We start from the raw sequence: 17,977 nt of genomic DNA on the forward strand, positions 1-17,977 counted from the left end.
CCATGCGCGGACCCGGCATGGGCGCCGGACCGGCCCTGAAGAAGGCCGACGACTTCCGCGGCACCACCCGCCGCATCATCGCCCTCATGCGCCGCGACAGGCTGCGCCTCGCCTCCGTGATCGGCTTCGGCCTGCTCATGGTCGCCGGGATGCTCGCCGTCCCCACGGTCCTCGGCCGCGCCACCGACCACGTCATCGCCGGGGCCGCCGCGGGCGACCTCGACTTCGCGGGGCTCGCGCGCATCCTCGGCCTCGCGCTCGCGATCGCCGCGGCGACCTTCGGCATCACCGTCTCGAACGGGCGGACGATCGCGAAGCTCGCGCAGCACATGGCGTACGAGCTGCGCGAGGAGGCCGACCGGAAGGTCGGGGCCCTCCCGCTGTCCTACTTCGACTCCCGCCCGCGCGGCGAGGTGCTGTCGCGGGTCACCAACGACATCGACAACCTGACGCAGACCGTCGGGCAGGTGACCCAGCGCGTGGTCCAGGGGCTGCTGTTCCTCATCGGCGTCCCGATCATGATGCTCACCATCTCCCCGCTGCTCACGCTCATCGTGGTCCTCACCCTGCCGCTCACGGTGCTGGCGACGCGCGTCATCGGCAGGCGGAGCCGGCCGCGGTTCGTGCAGCAGTGGGCGACCACCGGGAAGCTCAACGGCCACGTCGAGGAGATGATCACCGGGCACCAGCTCGTGACCCTGTTCGGCCGCCGGGCCGAGGGCGCGGCGGTCTTCAAGCGCCACAACGAGGAGCTGTACGAGACCACGGTCCGGGCCCAGTGGGTCTCGGCGCTCCTGGGGCCCGCGATGGCGTTCCTGGGACTGGTCACGTACGTGCTCGTCGCCGTGGTCGGCGGCCTCCAGGTGGCGGCCGGGGCGCTGAGCTTCGGGCAGATCCAGGCGTTCATCCAGTACACGAACCAGTTCTCGAACCCGCTGAACATGCTCGCGGCGATGTTCGGCCAGATCCAGTCCGCGGTCGCCTCGGGCGAGCGCGTGTTCGAGCTCCTCGACGCCGAGGAGCAGTCGCCCGAGCCGGTCGCGGCCGAGGGCGAGCTGGCGGCCGTCGAGGGCCGGGTGGCGTTCGAGGACGTGTCGTTCCGGTACCTGGAGGCCGAACCGCTCATCGAGCACCTGTGGCTGGAGGCCGAACCGGGCCAGACGGTCGCGATCGTCGGCCCCACCGGGGCGGGCAAGACCACGCTGGTCAACCTGCTCATGCGCTTCTACGACCTCGACGCGGGCCGGATCACCGTCGACGGCGTCGACGTGTCCACGGTGGAGCGCGAGCGGCTGCGGCGGCGGATCGGCATGGTCCTCCAGGACACGTGGCTGTTCGCGGGCACGATCGCGGAGAACATCGCCTACGGCAGGCCCGAGGCGACCCGCGAGGAGATCGAGGCCGCGGCCCTCGCGGCGCACGCCGACCACTTCATCCGCACGCTTCCCGACGGCTACGACACGGTCGTGGGCTCCGACGAGGGCGGCCTGAGCGCGGGCGAGCGCCAGCTCGTGACGATCGCGCGGGCGTTCCTCATCGACCCGTCGATCCTCATCCTCGACGAGGCCACCAGCTCGGTCGACACCCGCACCGAGATGCTGGTCCAGCAGGGGATGGTCGCGCTGCGGCAGGGCCGCACGAGCTTCGTGATCGCGCACCGGCTCTCCACGATCCGCGACGCCGACGTGATCGTGGTGATGGAGCACGGGTCCGTGGTCGAGCAGGGCCCGCACGAGAAGCTGCTGGCCTCGGGCGGCGCGTACGCGCGGCTCTACGAGGCCCAGTTCGCCCAGCCCGCGGTCGAGGAGGAGGAAGCGGCCGCGCGCGCCTGACGTACCACCAGGTTCGGAGCGAGGAACTAGGAGACCGGGCCCCGAATGAAACGGCGGCGCCCCGGGTGGTCCACCCGGGGCGCCGCCGCTCGTCCGGTCGGCGGTGCGCATTGCGGGAACCGGCCGCGCCGCGGCGGCCCGGAGTCCTACGGTGGTGCCATGCGACTCACCAAGTTCGGCCACTCCTGCGTCAGGCTCGACACCGGTCAGGGGCTGATCGTCATCGACCCGGGCGCGTACTCCGACCCGGCGGCCCTCGACGGGGCCGACGCCCTGTTCATCACCCATGAGCACGCCGACCACTGCGACCCGGACGGCGTCCGGCGCCTGCGCGAGGCCCGGCCCGACGTGCCGGTCTACGGACCCGCCTCCCTCGCCGGGGTACTCGGCGGGCTCTCGTTCACCGCCGTCAGCGCCGGTGACGCGATCCCGGTGGCGGGCACCGAGGTCAAGGTCTTCGGCGAGCACCACGCGGTCATCCACCCCGACATCCCGATCGTGGAGAACCTCGCCTACCTGGTCGACGGCGTCTACCACCCCGGCGACTCGCTCACCGTCCCCGACATGCCCGTGCGGACCCTGCTCGCGCCGGTCGCCGCGCCCTGGCTCAAGCTCTCGGAGGCGATCGACTTCGCCCGGGACATCGGCGCCCCCGCCGTCCACCCCATCCACGACGCCGTCCTGAGCGACATCGGCAAAGGGCTCCCCGACCGCCTCTTCCCGCTCCTGGTCGGCGATTCCTACCGCCGCATCCCCGACGGCGAGACCATCACCGTCTGACCGTGCCGCCCGCCCGTCGCCGGCGCCCTGCCCGCGGCGGAGCCGGTGCCGATGACCGCGCGAAGGCGGTCAGAAGGTGAAGGTCCCCGCGGCGGCGCTCACGGCGACGGCCGCGGCCGAGCCCGCTGCCGCCAGCGCGATGACGGCCCAGTCGGCGGGGCGCATGTGCTGGCGGCGGGCGTGGGTGCGGGGCAGGCCGGTGTCGAAGCCGCGGGCGTCCATGGCGGCGGCGAGGCGTCCGGCGCGGCGGATGGCGCCGACGAGGAGCGCGAACATGGTGGAGGCGAAGAGCCTGGTGCGCCGCACGGGGTTCCAGCCGCCTTCGAGGCCGCGGGCGCGGCGGGCGGTGGTGATCTGGGCCCATTCGGCGGCGAGGAGCGGGAGGAGCCGCAGGGCCGCGAGCGAGCCGATGGTGAACCGCGGCGGGGCCTTGAGCTGCTGGGTGAGGGCGTCGGCGAGGTCGGTCGGGTCGGTGGTGGCGAAGGCGAGGACGCCGGCGGTGGCGGCGACGCAGACGCGCAGGCCGATCGCGGTCCCGGCGAGGAGCGCCCCGGAGGAGACCTCGATCGGGCCGAACTCGACGAGGGTCCGGCCGGTCTGCTCGGCCGCGAAGACGGCGTTGACGGCCACGACCGCGGCGGCCGCGAGCCACAGCCAGCGCAGGCGCCGGGCGAGGGGCCTGATCCGGATGCCGGTGAACGGCAGCACGGCGAGCATGGCGGCGAGCAGGAGCAGCGGCGTGAGCCAGTCGGCGGCGACGAGCGCCACGGTGGTCACGAGCACCACCGCGGCGAGCTTCGCGACGGGGTTGGCGCGGGCGATCGGCGCGTCGGGCCCGCACACGGGCACGATGGTCAGCACGGGGCGGCCCCCTCGTCCACGCGTCCGTCCTTCAGCGCGAGTTCCCTGGCGCCCAATGCATGTGCGAAGTCGCGGTCGTGGGTGACGGCGAGGAGGGCGGTGCCTTCGGCGCGGATGTCGGCGGTGAGGTCGACGAGTTCGCCCCAGGTGCGGCGGTCCTGGCCGAAGGTGGGCTCGTCGAGCAGGAGCACGCCTGGGGCGGCGGCGAGGGCGCTCGCGACGGAGAGGCGGCGGGCCTCGCCGCCGGAGAGCGTGTGCGGGTTCGCTTCGGCGAGGTGGGCGAGGCGGAGGCGGTCGAGGAGTTCGGCGACGCGGGCGTCGGTGCGGGCCCGCTCCCAGCCGGCCTGCTCGGGGCCGAAGGCGAGTTCGACGCGGACGGTGGCGGTGACGAACTGGTGCTCGGGGTCCTGGAAGACCGAGCCGACCCGGGTGGCGAGGCGCCGCGCGGGCAGGCGGTGCAGGGGGCGGCGCTCCCCCGGGACGGTGGCGGTCCCGGCGTCGGGTGCCGCGAGGCCGCCCGCGAGGAGCGCGAGCGTGGACTTGCCGGACCCGTTGGGGCCGGTGACGGCGAGCAGTTCCCCTTGGCGCAGCGAGAAGGAGACGCCGTCGAGAGCGCGTTCGGCACTCCCGGGGTAGGCGAGCGCGAGGCCGTCGCCGCGCAGCGCGGTGTCGCCGGGGGCGGGTGCGGGGCGGTGCGGGAGGGGCGCGCCGGGGACCCAGACGCCTTGGGCGGCAAGCGATTCGCCGTGTTCGGCGAGGACGCGTCCGGCGGGGCCGTCGGCGGTGACGGCGCCGCCGGGGCCGAGGGCGATGACCCGGTCGACCAGGTCGAGGATGTCGGCGACCCGGTGCTCGACGACGATGAGGGTGGCGTCGGTGTCGGTGAGCGCGGTCCGGAGCGCGTCGCGGACGTCTTGGGCGCCTTGGGGGTCGAGATTGGCGGTGGGTTCGTCGAGGAGGATCAGCTCGGGGCGGCGGGCGAGGACGCCGGCGAGCGCGAGGCGCTGCTGCTCGCCGCCGGAGAGGGCGTGGGTGTCCCGGTCGGGTCCGTAGGGGAAGCCGACTGCGTCGAGGGCGCCGCGGACGCGGGGCCAGATCTCGGGGGCGGGAACGGCCTGGTTCTCGAGTCCGAAGGCGACGTCGTCGCCGGCGCGGGCCATGACCAGCTGCGTCTCGGGGTCCTGGAAGAGGATGCCGACGCGGCCGCGCTGCTCGGCGGCGGGCTTGCCGTCGAGGAGGACGTCGCCGTCCTGGTCGCCGGCGTCCTCGGTGAGGAGCCCGGCGAGCGCGGCGAGCAGGGTGGACTTGCCCGACCCGGAGGGGCCGAGCAGGAGCACCCGCTCGCCGGGCTCGACGCGGAGGTCGACTCCCGTGACGGCCTGGGCGCGGCGTCCGGCGTGGCGCCAGGCGTAGCCGCGGAACTCGACCGGGATCACGTCAGATCCGGGCCCGTTCGCGGCCGGCGGGGAAGCGGTCGAGGACGCCGGTGGGGAGCATGGCGGTGACGAGGGCCTTGGATCCGAGGCCGGCGACGATCGCGCCGGAGAGGGCGGCGAAGGCGATGTAGGGGACCTTGAAGGACCACAGGGCGAGGTCGGGGTACCAGACGACGACGTCGAAGAGGGTGGCGGCGATGCAGGCGAGGGCGCCGGCGGCGACGGCGACGGGGGTGCCGAAGCGGCGGTAGCGTCCCGCGGCGAAGGCGATCTCGCCGCCGAGGCCCTGGAGGAGGCCCTGGTAGATCACCAGGACGCCCCACACGGATCCGAGGAGGGCGGAGACGGTGGCGGCGAGGGCTTCGGTGAGGAGGCCGGCGCCGATGCGGCGGACGATGAGCGGGGCGAGGACGGCGGGGATGAGCCAGACGCCGTACAGGATGCCCTTGAGCGGGGGCAGGAACGCGAGGACGGGGTCGAGCCCGGCCCAGACGAAGTTCCAGGCCCAGAAGACGACGCCGAAGGCGACGGCGAGGACGGCGCAGGTGAGGATGTCGACGGTGCGCCAGCGGCCGGGCGCGGCGAGGGTGCTGTCGGTAGGCATGGGCGTTGCCTTTCAGGAATACGCGAACACGGTGCGACAGCGGCACACGACGACTTCCTCCGCCGGTATTACCCGGATCAGGTGTGAGGGTCTGCGGTCGGTTCCGCACTCTCAGCCAATCGGCTCCCCTGTCTGGTTCGACGTTAACACCAAGTGCGCCCTCGGTAGCGGGGCGCGGGCGGCCGAGTGATCCGCGGGGCCGGACCGGGGCCGCGGAGCGGCCCGGCCAAGGGCCGCCGCAACCGCCGGGGAGGGCCCGTCGGGCGCGGCGGTTAGGCTCGCGGACATGACGACTGAGCAGGATTGGGACCTGGTGAAGCGGGTCGTGGAGGCGCTGCCGGACGGCACCTGGACCTCGTACGGCGACCTGGCCGAGCTCATCGGCACGGGCCCGCGCCAGGTGGGGGCGTACATGCGCGACGGCGACGTGACCCGCGCCTACCGGGTGCTGACGGCGGGCGGCACGGTCTCGGAGGGCTTCCGGTGGGCCGACGGCTCCTCGGGCAGGGACGTGCCCGACCTCCTCCGCGAGGACGGCGTCACGGTGAGCACCTCCGGCCGCGCCGACAAGACCCAGCGCATGTCGGTCTACGACCTGAAACTCCTCGCCGCCGAACTGGACGGTGAGACACTGAACGACACAGAAGACCGGGAATAACCCGCTAAATCATGATATTTCCGGCCTAAGGGACCCCTGGCGTAAAAGTACACCAAGGGTCCGACATCGCCCGGAACGCGAGCGCCGCTCGCCAGCGGCTCCCCGCCGCCGGCGACGCCCGTCAGTGCAGATCCGCGTCCGGATCGGTCAGCCGCCACGAGGTGAACTCGACGGTGAGGCCCGCTCGCGAAGGCGCGCAGCAGTACGGGCCGGCGGTCACGGCCGCGTCCGGGTCGAGGGGCGCGAGGCGCACCAGGCGCCACGGCTCCTCCTCCCCCGCGCGGGCGCGGATCACGACGGCGTCGTTGAAGCGGGTGGCGCGCATCGTCACCTCCTTGCCGGCCCACTCGGGGACCGGCGCGGTCGACCAGTCCGAGCGGCCGTCGGTGACGACCGCGCCGAGCTGGAGCGCGCCGTCGGCGAACTCGACCCCGGTCTTGATCCAGTGCTCGGCGTCGATGCGGACCATGAGCCCCGCCTGGTCGAACTGCGCGCCGTAGTCGGCGATGAACGACACCTCCACCGCCTGCTCGCGGCTCCACGCCTCCAGGAGGGCGTGCTCGTTGTCGTGGACGAACCCGTAGGCGGTGTGCCGCCAGGCGTCGCTGCCCTCGGCCGCGGTCACCCGCAGCCGTCCGCCGGCCTCCTCGGCCGCCACCGGCAGCGCCGTCCAGGCGCCGGACTTCCATGGGACTTCGATCGATGCGTCGGTGTGCATCGCTCCGAGCCTAGCGGCGCCGCCGCTGTCACACCAGTGCTGTACAACGGTCCCCATGGGGGAAACCACCGAAACGCTGAGAAACGAAGCCGAAGCGCTGCTGCGCGCCCTCGCGGGCGAGCACGCGAGACTGCGCGACGACCAGTGGCGGGCCATCGAGGCGCTCTGCACCGGCGGGCAGGAGGAGGCGGGGCGGCGCGTCCTGCTGGTGCAGCGCACCGGGTTCGGGAAGTCCGCCGTCTACTTCACCTCCACCGCGCTGCTGCGCCGCCGCGGCGCCGGCCCCACCGTCATCGTCTCGCCGCTCCTGGCGCTCATGCGCAACCAGATCGAGGCCGCCGAGCGCGCCGGCATCCGCGCCCGCACCATCAACTCGGCCAACCCCGAGGACTGGGACGCCACCGCCGAGGCCATCGCCGAGGACGCCGTCGACGTGCTCCTCATCAGCCCCGAGCGCCTGAACAACCCCGCGTTCCGCGACCACCAGCTCCCGAAGCTCGCCGCCGGCTGCGGCATGCTCGTCGTCGACGAGGCCCACTGCATCTCCGACTGGGGCCACGACTTCCGGCCCGACTACCGGCGCATCGCGACGTTCATCGACGACCTCCCCGAGCGCGTCCCGGTGCTGGCCACCACCGCCACCGCGAACGCCCGCGTCTCCGACGACATCGCCGAGCAGCTCGACCGCCCCGGCACTCCCACCCTCGTCCTGCGCGGCACCCTCGACCGCGAGTCGCTGCACCTCTCGGTGGCCGATCTCCCCGACAACGCGCACCGCCTCGCCTGGCTCGACGAGGCCCTGCCGCGCTTCGCGGGCTCGGGCATCGTCTACACGCTCACCGTGGCCGCCGCCGAGGAGGTCAGCGACTACCTCGGGAGCCGCGGCCACGCCGTCGCCTCCTACACCGGCCGCACCGACAACGCCGAGCGCCTCGCCCGCGAGGACGACCTCCTCAACGACCGCATCAAGGCCCTCGTCGCCACCAGCGCGCTCGGCATGGGCTTCGACAAGCCCGACCTCGGGTTCGTCGTCCACTTGGGAGCGCCGTCGTCGCCGGTGGCGTACTACCAGCAGATCGGCCGCGCCGGGCGCGCGCGCGACCGCGCCGAGGTGGTGCTCCTGCCGGGCGCCGAGGACCGCGCCATCTGGGACTACTTCGGGTCGCTGTCGTTCCCGGCCGAGGACGCGGTGCGGCGCACGCTCGACGTGCTCGGCGCCGAGGGCCGGGCCCTGTCGACCGCGGCGCTGGAGACGCGGGTCGACCTGCGGCGCACCAGGCTCGAGATGATGCTCAAGGTCCTCGACGTGGACGGCGCGGTCCGCCGCGTCAAGGGCGGCTGGGAGGCCACGGGCGAGCCGTGGACCTACGACGCCGAGCGGTACGCGAAGGTCGCCGCCGCGAGGCGCCACGAGCAGCAGCGGATGCTCGCGTACGAGTCCACGAAGGACTGCCGACTGGAGTTCCTGCGCACCGAGCTCGACGACGCCGAGGCGGCGCCGTGCGGGCGCTGCGACAACTGCACGGGCACGCGCGCCGAGTCGAAGGTGTCCTCCGAGGCGGCCGAGGGCGCGGCGGCGGCACTCTCGAAGCCCGGCGTCACTGTGGAGCCGAAGCGCATGTGGCCCACGGGCATGCAGGCGATGGGCGTCGACCTCAAGGGCAAGATCGCACCCGGGCTCGGGGCCGAGCCGGGCCGGGCACTGGCGCGCCTGTCGGACATCGGCTGGGGCGGGCCGCTGCGCGCGCTCCTGTCGGACGGCGCCGACCGCGACGTGCCCGACGACGTGTTCGGCGCCGTGGTCAAGGTCCTCGCCGCGTGGGACTGGGCGGAGCGGCCCTCGGTGGTGGTCTCGACCGGGTCGCTCTCACGCCCGCGCCTGGTGAACGGGTTCGCCGAGCGCATCGCCGCGCTCGGCCGCATGGAGTACCTGGGCGCGCTGGGCCGGACTCCGAGCGCGGTCTCCGGTGCGCACCGGGCGAACAGCGCGCAGCGGCTGCACCAGGTCCTCGACGCGTTCACCGTGGACTTCCCGGTGCCGGCGGCGAGCGTGCTGCTCGTGGACGACGTGCGCGACAGCGGCTGGACGGCCACGGTCGCCGCCATGCGCCTGCGCGAGGCCGGGGCGGCGGCGGTGCACCCGCTGGCGCTCGCCCTCCAGGCGTGACCGCATCCGCTTGCAGCCGTACCAGAACTGACGGAGGACGGGCCCGGGCGCGACGACAGCGCCCGGGCCCGCTCTGGTGGAGGAGTGCGGTCGAGGTCCCCGCGGCGGCCCTAGCGGGTGTGCACCGGCCCCCGCGGACGCTATGCGAGCCGCCGGGGGTCGGTGAACGCTTCTAGAGGGCGGCGAGCAGGGCCGGGTAGTAGCCGGCGGCGTGCCCGGCGGCGTTCGGGTGGTACGGGACGTCGAGCAGCGTGAAGCCGTGCAGCCAGGGGCTGCGCGAGCAGATCTCGTGGCCGGTGAACTCGTCGCGCACGTCCACATAGGTGAACCCGTGCTCCTCGGCGGCGGCCTCGATGACCGCGGAGAGGAGGTCGGCGCCCTGGTTCATGCGGACCTGCTCGGCGATGCTGATGGTGCCCAGGGCGTCGCAGGTGTTGCGGGCGGCGAACAGGCGCGGGTAGCCGGTCACGTAGACCTCGGCGTCGGGCGCGCGCTCGGCGATCTCGGCGTAGACGGCGTCGAGCTTGGCGGGCAGCTCCTGGGTGGCCTGCCGCTCGGACTCCTCGATCACGGGGGTGCAGTTCCGGAACGGGGTGATGCAGGCGATCACCGCGTCGGTCCAGCCGATGTCGTTGCCGCCGATGCCGATCGTGACGAGGTCGGTCCCGGCGTCGAGGGCCTGGACCTGGTTCGCGAGGACGTCGCCGGTGGTCGCGCCGCCGCAGGCGACGAAGGTGAGCTCGGCGCCGAGGTCGGCGGCGAGGAGCGCGGGGTGGGCCTTGTTCGAGCGCTGGCACGCGGCGTCGGTGTAGGGCCCGGCGCCCGAGCCGGAGGAGTAGGAGTCGCCGAGGGCGACGTAGTCGGTCTGCTGGGCCTGGGCGGCGGCTGGGACGAGGAGGAGCATGGCGAGCGCGGCGACGGCGATCGTCGCTGATCGTCGGAGTCGGTCCATGGCGGGATCCTTCGCGTTCGGGGGGAAAGAACTTGCCACACATTGTGAACTCGCCGGTAACTTGAGGGGAACCCCAGGACGGTAACAAATCGGGAAATTTACACATCTCATTCTGAGGGTGGTGCCGGCGGGCAGGGTGGCGCCCGGCGGGACGGAAGGTCCGCCCCGCCGGGCGCGGTCGGCCGGCGCCGCTCAGGCGGTCCGGCCGGGCGGCAACGTCGACTGGCGTCATCGACTGGCGCCGCCGAGCGGCACTATCGAACGACCGAACGAGCGGCCCGAGTGCGCGGCCGGGTCAGACGGCTCGGGCGACGGCCGGGTAGTAGCCGTTGGCGTGGCCGAGGGCGTTCGGGTGGAAGGACTCGGCGGTCGGGTAGCGCAGGCCGTGGAGGTAGGGGACCTCGTCGCAGACGGCGTGCCCGGCGAACGCGTCGCGCACGTCCACATAGGTGAAGTCGTGGGCCGCGGCGGCGTCGGCCAGGACTTCGGCGAGCACGTCGGCGCCCTGGTTCATGCGGACCTGCTCGGCGACGGTGGGCTGGTGCAGTGCGCCGCAGGTGCTCCGCTCGTTGAACAGGCGCGGGTAGCCGATGACGAGGACCTCGGCGTTCGGGGCGCGGTCGGCGACGGCGCCGTAGACGCCGTCGAGGAGGCCCGGCAGCTCCTCGCGGATCAGGGTCTCGGAGTAGGCGATCTCGTCGGTGCAGTCGACGAGCGGGGTGAGGCAGGCGGCGACGGCCTCGGTCCAGCCGATGTCGTTGCCGCCGATGGTGAGCGTGACGAGGTCGGTGCTCTCGTGGAGGGCGCCGAGCTGCTCGGCGAGGAGGTCGGCGCTGGTCGCGCCGGAGCAGGCGGCGAAGGCGAGGTCGGCGCCGAGCCCGTTGGCGAGGAGCCGGGGGTAGGCGAGGTCGGAGCGCAGGCACTGCTCGTCGGTGTAGTTCCCGGCACCGGTGCCGGAGGAGTACGAGTCGCCGAGCGCCGCGTACTCGACGGGCCAGGACGACGCCTCGGCGGCGGCGGGTGTGAGGATGAGGACGGCTGACGCGGCCAGCGCCGCGGCCGCGAGGCGCACAGGGTTCATTCGGGCTCCGTTCCGAGTCGGTTCGAGGTGGAACTTTATTGCCCGTTCTCCGCGGTCCGTCTCGAAACCCCTGTTTTACGGATGGATCACGCTATAACGCGATATTTCCCCCCTAAGGGACCCCTGGACGCGAGTGTATCGCGGGGGTACGACACTGCCTTTTCCCGGCGATAACGCGAGGCTGGCTCGCGACGCGGCCAGCGAACCCGAGGCGGGGCGAAAGCGCGCGGGCGGCGCGGACCGGGTTCCCGCACGGCCGCGAACCGGCGTCCCGCCGGGCCGGGAACCGCGGTTCCCCCAGGGCCGCGAACCGGGTCCTCGCCCGGCCCTGCGGGCCTAGGCTGGGCCCATGGGCGAATCGACGGCGCGGCGGCGGGACGGCATGTCCGACCAGGCCCTCATCGAGGGCACCGGCGCGGACTGGAGGACGTGGCTGGCGCTGCTCGACGAGCGGGGCGCGGCGGACCTCGACCACGCCGCCATCGCGAGGCTGCTGGTGGGCGAGTTCGAGATCGACGGGTGGTGGGCGCAGTCGATCACCGTCGGGTACGAGCAGGAGCGCGGCCTGCGCGAGCCGGGGCAGCGCCCCGACGGCACGTTCAGCGCCAGCGCCTCCAAGACCGTGGCCGCCCCGATAGGGGCGGCCTTCGAGCACCTGGCCGACCCCGAGCGGCAGGCCGCGTGGGCCGGGGGCCTGGAGCTGTCGCAGCGGAGCGCGTCGCCGCCGAAGTCGGTGCGGTTCGACGCGGGCGACGGCAGCCAGGTGTACGCGAACCTGACCGCCAAGGGCGACAGGACGATCGTCGGGATCGAGATCGCGAAGCTCGCTTCGGCCGAGGCCGCCGCGGCGGCCAAGGCCGCGTGGAAGGAGCGGCTGGGCCGCTTCGCGGAGGGCCTGGGCTAGGGCCCGCGGGCCGGACGACGGCCGGTCCGATCCGCGGACCCCTAGGGCCCTGTCAGGATTTGGCGGTCGGGGCGACCTCTTCGGCGGGTGCGGCGGGCGGGGCGGCCTTCTTGCCGGCGCGGCCGCCGGAGCGCGAGATCGCGACGCCCACGAGGGCGAGCGCGCCGCCGGCGAGGGTGAGCCAGGTGGGGATCTCGCCGAGCATCGCCCAGGAGAGGACCACGACGATCGCGGGGACGACGTACGTGGTGGCGCCCATCTTCCCGGCGGTCGTGTAGCGCAGCGCGTAGCCCCAGGTGAGGAACGCGAGCGCGGTCGGGAACAGGCCGAGGTAGAGCACGTGGAGGGTGGCCGAGACCGGGGCGTCGCCGAGCTGGGCGAAGAGCTGCGGGGCGAACGGCAGGCACAGGACGGCGGCGATGGCGTTGCCGAAGGCGGTGAACTGGAGCGAGGAGCAGTGCTGGAGCGTGGGCTTCTGCACGACGACGCTGATGGCGTAGGTGATCGCGGAGACCAGGCACAGGAGGACGCCGAGGACGGAGGCGGCGCTGTCGCGGGACATGGAGAGGGAGACGACGGCGACGCCGGCGAAGGCGACGGTGATCCCGAGGAAGAGCCGGGGAGGGAAGCCCTCTTTGAGGATCCAGCCGCCGAGGAGGGCGATGAGGATGGGTCCGATGTTGACGATGAGGGCGGCGGTGCCGGCGTCGACGAGCTGCTCGCCCCAGTTGAGGGCGACCATGTAGACGCCGAACCAGAGGACGCCGGCGGTGGCGATGCCGGGCCAGGCGCGGCGGCCGGGGAGTCCTTCGCGGCGGATCGCCCAGACGGCGAGGAGGACGACGGCGGCGACGCCGGCGCGGCCGAGGGTGAGGGGGCCGGGGTCGAGGTGCCTGCCGGCGTCGCGGATGGAGACGAAGGCCGAGGCCCAGCAGAAGACGGTGACGCCGACGGCGAGTGCCGCGCGGGTGTTGAATCGCTCGCTCAAGGCGGTGGCTCCTCAGGGACGGGCGCCTCGGGTCGCGAGGCGGGGCGCAGGTGGGCGGGGGCGCGGGCGTGGACGGCGCCGCGCTCAACCTAGCACCGCGCTCGCGCGGGCGTTATCGGTCAAGTGACTGGGCGGGACGGGGCGGCGGGCGGGCGCGGTGCGAGGCGGCCGGTGGAGCGCGGGAGCCGGTGGGGCGGGTGGGACCCGGGTCGCGGGGGCCGGGGCGGGGCGCCCTAGGATAGATACCGGTATCTACCCGGGTGGTCCGCAGTGCCGTCGGCGCCGGACCCGGCCGGGTGCGCCCGGCCGGTCCGTGACGCACAATGGTCGGGCCCCTCCCGTCGCACCGGTGCGAGGCGGCCGCGCCCGCGCGGCGGCCCGACGGGAATGATCGCCTACTGGAGAGGTATCTCATGAGCCGGACCGACTTCACCTATGTGGAAAGCGTTAGCCCTGGGAGCGGGCGGCGCGGACCCCGGGCGGCCCTCGACTCCGACGCCGCCGCGCTCGCCCTCGACGGCGACTGGCGCTTCCGGCTGGGCGCGGGGCTCCACGACACCACCGCCGGGTTCGAGGACCCGGCCTTCGACGCGGACGGGTGGGACCTCCTCGCCGTCCCGTCGATGTGGCAGATGCACGACCTCGACGGCGCGGCCCCGTACGGGAGACCCGCGTACACCAACGTCGTCTACCCGTTCCCGGTCGACCCGCCGCGGGTCCCCGACGCGAACCCCACCGGCGAGTACCGCCGCGCCTTCACCCTCCCCGCCGACTGGCCCGCGACCGGCCGGACCGTGCTGCGCTTCGAGGGCGTCGACTCCGCGTTCGCGGTGTGGGTCAACGGGACCCTCCTCGGCGACGGCAAGGGCTCGCGCCTGCCCACCGAGTTCGACGCCACCGGCGCCGTGCGGCCCGGGGAGAACACCGTCGCCGTCCGCGTCCACCAGTGGTCCGCCGGGTCCTACCTCGAGGACCAGGACATGTGGTGGCTGTCGGGGATCTTCCGGCCCGTCTCGCTCGTCCACCGCCCCGAAGGCGGGATCGAGGACGTGTTCGCGCACGCCTCCTACGACCACCGCACCGGCCTGGGCACCCTGCGCGTCGAAGCCCCCGAGGGCGCCCGCGTCACCGTCCCCGAACTCGGCATCGACATCGCCGCCGGGGAGACCGCCGCCGTCCGCGTCGAGCCGTGGACCGCCGAGACCCCGCGCCTGTACGAGGCCGCCGTCGCCACCGCGGCCGAGCGCGTCGCCCTGCGGATCGGCTTCCGGACCGTGGAGGTCGACGGCGGCCTCCTCAAGGTCAACGGCCGCCGCATCCTCCTGCGCGGCGTCAACCGCCACGAGTGGGACCCCGACCACGGCCGGACCCTCTCGGTCGAGACGATGCGCCGCGACCTCGAGGTCATGAAGCGCCACAACGTCAACGCCGTCCGCACCAGCCACTACCCGCCCGACCGCCGCTTCCTCGACCTGTGCGACGAGATCGGCGTGTGGGTCGTCGACGAGTGCGACCTGGAGACCCACGGCTTCGTCCTCCACGAGTGGCGGAGCAACCCCTCCGACGAGCCCGCGTGGCGCGAGGCGTACCTCGACCGCATGGCCCGCATGGTGGAGCGCGACAAGAACCACGCCTCGGTGATCATGTGGTCCCTCGGGAACGAGTCCCACACCGGGCAGAACCTCGCCGCCATGTCCGCGTGGGTCAAGGAGCGCGACCCCGGCCGCCCCGTCCACTACGAGGGCGACTGGGACTGCGGGTACGTCGACGTCTACTCCCGCATGTACGCCGACCACGCCGAGACCGACCGCATCGGGCACCGGACCGAGCAGTCCACGAAGGACCCCGCGCTCGACGCGCACCGCCGGGGCATCCCGTTCGTGCTCTGCGAGTACGCGCACGCCATGGGCAACGGCCCCGGCGGCCTGAGCGAGTACCAGCGCCTGTTCGAGCAGCACGAGCGCTGCCAGGGCGGGTTCGTGTGGGAGTGGATCGACCACGGCGTGCGCCGCCGCACCGAAGACGGGCGCGAGTGGTTCGCGTACGGCGGCGACTTCGGCGAACCGCTCCACGACGGCAACTTCGTGGTCGACGGCCTCGTCTTCCCCGACCGCGAGCCCTCCCCCGGCCTGGTCGAGTTCAAGAAGGTCGTCGAGCCCGTCCGCATCACCGTCGACCCCGGCCCGCGCCGGATCACCGTCGAGAACCTCCGCGACTTCGCCGGCACCGGCGACCTCGCGTTCGAATGGGCCGTCGAGGACGACGGCGAGACCGAGCGCACCGGCCGCCTCGACCTCCCCGCGCTCGACCCCGGGAACGCCGCGATCGTGCAGTTCCCCTCCCCCGTCGCCGACCTCGGCGAACCGCGCGGCGAGCGGTGGCTCACCGTCCGCGCCGTCCTCGCGAAGGACGAGCCGTGGGCCGGGGCCGGGCACGAGATCGCCTGGGGCCAGGCGCGACTCGCCGCCGCCCCCGCGCCCGCGCCCGCCGGGGGCGCCCCCGCCGAGGCCGCCGGGAGCGGCTACCGGCTCGGCGACGCCGCGTTCGACGCCCTCGGGCGCCTCACCGCGATCGGCGGCCTGGAAATCGACGGGCCCCGCCTCGACCTGTGGCGGGCCCCCACCGACAACGACCTCCGCTCGTGGCACGCGCCGCTCGCCGACGCGTGGCGCGACCGCGCCGCGGGGCTCGACCGCCTCGAGCACAAGGTCCTCGGCATCGAGGCGGACGCCGGCGGGCTCACCGTCGCCACCCGGGTCGCCGCCGCCGGCGCCGAGGCCGGCATGGGCGCCGTCTACCGGTGGACCCGCGACGGGGACCGCCTGTGGCTCACCGTCGAGGTCGACCCCGAGGGCGCGTGGGACCTCCCGCTGCCGCGCCTGGGCGTGCGCGCCGCGCTCCCCAAGGAGCTCGACGAGGTGACCTGGTTCGGCGGCGGGCCCGGCGAGGCGTACGCCGACACGCGCGCCGCCGCCCGCGTCGGCCGGTTCCGGTCCACTGTCGCCGGACTCCAGACCCCGTACGTGTTCCCGCAGGAGAACGGCTCGCGCATCGACGTGCGCTGGGCGGTCCTCTCCGGCGGGGGCCGCCGCCTCACCGTCCTGGGCGCCCCGCACTTCGCGCTCACGGTGCGGCCGTGGACGAGCGAGGACCTGGAGGCCGCGAAGCACCGCACCGACCTGGTCGAACGCGACCGGCTCCACGTCAACCTCGACGCGGGCCTCCACGGCATGGGCTCGGCCGCGTGCGGCCCCGGCGTGCTCCCCGAGCACCGCCTCCTGCCGCGCGCGACCGCGTTCACCCTCGGCTTCGCGACGGGCGCATGAGGACGTTGTGACGAGCGGGTGCGGCGGGTTCGCGCGCAACGGGTGTCCACGGTGTGAACTACCCTGAGTGCGGACCCGTCGCATCCCAACCGGTGAGAGAAGGACCCCAGTGCCCAAGAAGAACGCCGAGACCGCGGGCAAGCGCCCCACCATCCGGGACGTGGCCGCCCGCGCCGGCGTGTCGGTGCCGACGGTCTCGCGGGTCCTCGCCGGGAACTACCCCGTGGCGCCCGCGACCAGGTCGAAGGTCCTGCGCGCCATGCGCGACCTCGACTACGTCGTGAACGCCCACGCCCGCGCGCTCGCGGGCGCCACCACCAAGACCGTCGCGTTCGTCGTCGACGACGTCACCGGGCCCTTCTACGCGTACATCGCGCGCGGCGTCGAGCAGCAGGCCGCGTCCGAGGGGCGGCTGTGCCTGCTGTGCACCACGCACGGCGACCCCGAGCGGGAGCTGGCCGTCGTGGAGCTCATGCGCGAGCAGCACGCCGAGGCGGTCATCGTCGTCGGCGGCGCCTGGGACGACGAGCACTACCGCGAGCGCATGCGGTACTTCGCGACCGCGCTCGACCGGTCCGGCTCGCGCCTGGTCCTGTGCGGGCGCCCCTCCCCCGGCGACGACGTCCCGGCCACGGTCGTCCACTACGACAACGAGGGCGGCGCGTACGCGATGGCCTCGCACCTGCTCTCGGCCGGGCACCGCCGCATCTCCTACATGGGCTTCGGCGAGGGCCTGACCACCACCGACGAGCGCATCCGCGGCTTCAAGCGGGCCCACGCCGACCACGGCGTCGAAGTCGACGAGGCGCTCATCCTCCCCGGTAGCTTCACCAAGTCCAGCGGGCACGAGCTGACCAAGAAGCTCCTCGCCGAGCGCGACGACGTCACCGCGGTCTTCGCCGCCACCGACATGGTCGCCGCCGGGGTCCTCAAGGCCCTGCGCGAAGCGGGCGTGCGCGTCCCCGAGGACATGTCCGTGGTCGGCTTCGACGACATCCCCCTCGCCTCGGACCTGACGCCCGCGCTGACCACGGTGCACGTGCCGCACGAGCAGCTGGGCCGCGAGGCCGTCCGCCTCGCCCTCCACAGGGGACCGGAGGTGGACGACCGCGTCGTCCTCGGCACCCACATCGTGGTCCGCGAGACCGTCGCGCCCCCGCGGCGGAGGTAGCCGCGCGGGCCGCTGGGCGGCGGCGCTGCGCCGCGCACGCCGAAGGCCGGGACGCCCCGCGCCCCGGCCCGTGCGGCGAAACGGCTAGCGGTTCTCGTCCCGGTCGCCGGTCAGACGCTCCTTGGCGTCGTGGAGCTTGTCCCCCGCGTCGTCCTGGACGTCGTGGAACTTCTCCTTCGCCTTGCCCTTGACCTGATCGGCGCGGCCCTCGTTGGCGAGACTCTCGTTGTCGGTGGCGTCGCCGAACTTCTCCTTGGCGCGCCCCTTCAGCTGCTCGGCCTTGTCCTTCGCCTGGTCGAATGCACCCATTGCTGGCTCCTCCTTCGGTGGGTTCGACCCGGGGGTACCCCCGCAGGGCCCGATCACACACATGAACGGTTCCACCGCTGTCATTCCATGCTCGTGAACTGGGAATACACCGTCCACAGCGTCCCGTGTCCGATGGCGCCCGCCGGAGGACCCGGTCGGATTCCCGATGGCGCCCGCCGCCCCCGCTTGG

Annotated in this window: 15 protein-coding genes and 1 riboswitch; of the genes, 7 read left to right on the forward strand and 8 right to left on the reverse strand. The window is 73.8% G+C overall.

Annotated elements, in window-relative coordinates:
• The first annotated feature begins 2 nt into the window (after positions 1-2).
• Entirely contained in the window at positions 3-1,832 is a 1,830-nt protein-coding gene (locus tag BLS99_RS01615; protein WP_245712159.1) for an ABC transporter ATP-binding protein, read from the forward strand.
• Positions 1,833-1,991: 159 nt separating this feature from the next.
• A complete protein-coding gene (locus tag BLS99_RS01620; protein ID WP_091042393.1) occupies positions 1,992-2,612 on the forward strand; it encodes an MBL fold metallo-hydrolase in 621 nt (206 codons plus the stop codon).
• Positions 2,613-2,681: 69 nt separating this feature from the next.
• Here the strand turns inward: BLS99_RS01620 and BLS99_RS01625 are convergent, their stop codons facing one another.
• The 3 genes from BLS99_RS01625 to BLS99_RS01635 are packed head-to-tail and all read right to left on the reverse strand — an operon-like array spanning position 2,682 to position 5,513.
• Positions 2,682-3,473 (reverse strand): energy-coupling factor transporter transmembrane component T family protein, encoded by a 792-nt coding sequence (locus tag BLS99_RS01625; protein WP_091042396.1) that lies wholly within the window; start codon positions 3,471-3,473, stop codon positions 2,682-2,684.
• Positions 3,467-4,909 carry an ABC transporter ATP-binding protein gene (locus BLS99_RS01630; RefSeq protein WP_091042400.1) on the reverse strand — a complete coding sequence of 481 codons (1,443 nt, stop codon included), beginning with the start codon at positions 4,907-4,909 and terminating at the stop codon, positions 3,467-3,469. Before BLS99_RS01630 ends, BLS99_RS01625 begins: the two co-directional genes overlap by 7 nt.
• Position 4,910: 1 nt before the next feature.
• Positions 4,911-5,513, reverse strand: a complete 603-nt coding sequence (locus BLS99_RS01635; protein WP_091042403.1) for an ECF transporter S component — start codon at positions 5,511-5,513, stop codon at positions 4,911-4,913.
• A 37-nt stretch (positions 5,514-5,550) separates the two neighbouring features.
• Positions 5,551-5,653: riboswitch (TPP riboswitch) on the reverse strand.
• Between the two features lie 146 nt (positions 5,654-5,799).
• Here BLS99_RS01635 and BLS99_RS01640 point away from each other — a divergent pair.
• Entirely contained in the window at positions 5,800-6,171 is a 372-nt protein-coding gene (locus BLS99_RS01640; RefSeq protein ID WP_091042405.1) for an MGMT family protein, read from the forward strand.
• 121 nt (positions 6,172-6,292) lie between these two features.
• Here the strand turns inward: BLS99_RS01640 and BLS99_RS01645 are convergent, their stop codons facing one another.
• The gene (locus BLS99_RS01645; protein ID WP_091042409.1) at positions 6,293-6,889 is read right to left on the reverse strand and encodes a DUF1349 domain-containing protein; all 597 of its coding nucleotides are present in this window, start codon (positions 6,887-6,889) and stop codon (positions 6,293-6,295) included.
• 55 nt (positions 6,890-6,944) lie between these two features.
• Between BLS99_RS01645 and BLS99_RS01650 the strand changes: the two genes are divergently transcribed.
• A complete protein-coding gene (locus tag BLS99_RS01650) occupies positions 6,945-9,056 on the forward strand; it encodes a RecQ family ATP-dependent DNA helicase (RefSeq protein ID WP_091042412.1) in 2,112 nt (703 codons plus the stop codon).
• A 172-nt stretch (positions 9,057-9,228) separates the two neighbouring features.
• On the opposite strand, the gene BLS99_RS01655 is transcribed toward BLS99_RS01650, so the two are convergent.
• Both BLS99_RS01655 and BLS99_RS01660 read right to left on the reverse strand, forming a co-directional pair.
• Positions 9,229-10,008, reverse strand: coding sequence for an SGNH/GDSL hydrolase family protein (locus BLS99_RS01655; RefSeq protein WP_091042417.1), 780 nt, complete (start codon positions 10,006-10,008; stop codon positions 9,229-9,231).
• Positions 10,009-10,303: 295 nt separating this feature from the next.
• On the reverse strand, positions 10,304-11,089 hold the full coding sequence (locus tag BLS99_RS01660) for an SGNH/GDSL hydrolase family protein (RefSeq protein ID WP_091042422.1): 786 nt from the start codon (positions 11,087-11,089) through the stop codon (positions 10,304-10,306).
• A gap of 349 nt (positions 11,090-11,438) precedes the next feature.
• On the opposite strand from BLS99_RS01660, the gene BLS99_RS01665 reads away from it, so the two are divergent.
• The gene (locus BLS99_RS01665; RefSeq protein WP_143034653.1) at positions 11,439-11,993 is read left to right on the forward strand and encodes an SRPBCC family protein; all 555 of its coding nucleotides are present in this window, start codon (positions 11,439-11,441) and stop codon (positions 11,991-11,993) included.
• A 52-nt stretch (positions 11,994-12,045) separates the two neighbouring features.
• Here the strand turns inward: BLS99_RS01665 and BLS99_RS01670 are convergent, their stop codons facing one another.
• On the reverse strand, positions 12,046-12,981 hold the full coding sequence (locus BLS99_RS01670) for a DMT family transporter (protein ID WP_091042429.1): 936 nt from the start codon (positions 12,979-12,981) through the stop codon (positions 12,046-12,048).
• 413 nt (positions 12,982-13,394) lie between these two features.
• On the opposite strand from BLS99_RS01670, the gene BLS99_RS01675 reads away from it, so the two are divergent.
• Together BLS99_RS01675 and BLS99_RS01680 are read left to right on the forward strand one after the other, a co-directional pair.
• Positions 13,395-16,307 (forward strand): glycoside hydrolase family 2 TIM barrel-domain containing protein, encoded by a 2,913-nt coding sequence (locus BLS99_RS01675; protein ID WP_091042433.1) that lies wholly within the window; start codon positions 13,395-13,397, stop codon positions 16,305-16,307.
• 109 nt (positions 16,308-16,416) lie between these two features.
• A complete protein-coding gene (locus tag BLS99_RS01680) occupies positions 16,417-17,478 on the forward strand; it encodes a LacI family DNA-binding transcriptional regulator (protein ID WP_091042438.1) in 1,062 nt (353 codons plus the stop codon).
• Positions 17,479-17,562: 84 nt separating this feature from the next.
• Here the strand turns inward: BLS99_RS01680 and BLS99_RS01685 are convergent, their stop codons facing one another.
• The gene (locus tag BLS99_RS01685) at positions 17,563-17,787 is read right to left on the reverse strand and encodes a CsbD family protein (protein ID WP_091042441.1); all 225 of its coding nucleotides are present in this window, start codon (positions 17,785-17,787) and stop codon (positions 17,563-17,565) included.
• Between the last annotated feature and the right edge of the window lie 190 nt (positions 17,788-17,977).

Source organism: Glycomyces sambucus, from assembly GCF_900102815.1.
Taxonomy (GTDB): domain Bacteria; phylum Actinomycetota; class Actinomycetes; order Mycobacteriales; family Micromonosporaceae; genus Glycomyces; species Glycomyces sambucus.

What these genes read in the sequence shown, in the direction of transcription:
- BLS99_RS01615 (WP_245712159.1), top strand. Translation starts at nt 3, where the DNA reads ATGCGCGGACCCGGCATGGGCGCCGGACCGGCCCTGAAGAAGGCCGAC.
- BLS99_RS01620 (WP_091042393.1), top strand. Translation starts at nt 1,992, where the DNA reads ATGCGACTCACCAAGTTCGGCCACTCCTGCGTCAGGCTCGACACCGGT.
- BLS99_RS01635 (WP_091042403.1), bottom strand. Translation starts at nt 5,513, where the DNA reads ATGCCTACCGACAGCACCCTCGCCGCGCCCGGCCGCTGGCGCACCGTC.
- BLS99_RS01640 (WP_091042405.1), top strand. Translation starts at nt 5,800, where the DNA reads ATGACGACTGAGCAGGATTGGGACCTGGTGAAGCGGGTCGTGGAGGCG.
- BLS99_RS01645 (WP_091042409.1), bottom strand. Translation starts at nt 6,889, where the DNA reads ATGCACACCGACGCATCGATCGAAGTCCCATGGAAGTCCGGCGCCTGG.
- BLS99_RS01650 (WP_091042412.1), top strand. Translation starts at nt 6,945, where the DNA reads ATGGGGGAAACCACCGAAACGCTGAGAAACGAAGCCGAAGCGCTGCTG.
- BLS99_RS01655 (WP_091042417.1), bottom strand. Translation starts at nt 10,008, where the DNA reads ATGGACCGACTCCGACGATCAGCGACGATCGCCGTCGCCGCGCTCGCC.
- BLS99_RS01660 (WP_091042422.1), bottom strand. Translation starts at nt 11,089, where the DNA reads ATGAACCCTGTGCGCCTCGCGGCCGCGGCGCTGGCCGCGTCAGCCGTC.
- BLS99_RS01665 (WP_143034653.1), top strand. Translation starts at nt 11,439, where the DNA reads ATGGGCGAATCGACGGCGCGGCGGCGGGACGGCATGTCCGACCAGGCC.
- BLS99_RS01675 (WP_091042433.1), top strand. Translation starts at nt 13,395, where the DNA reads ATGAGCCGGACCGACTTCACCTATGTGGAAAGCGTTAGCCCTGGGAGC.
- BLS99_RS01685 (WP_091042441.1), bottom strand. Translation starts at nt 17,787, where the DNA reads ATGGGTGCATTCGACCAGGCGAAGGACAAGGCCGAGCAGCTGAAGGGG.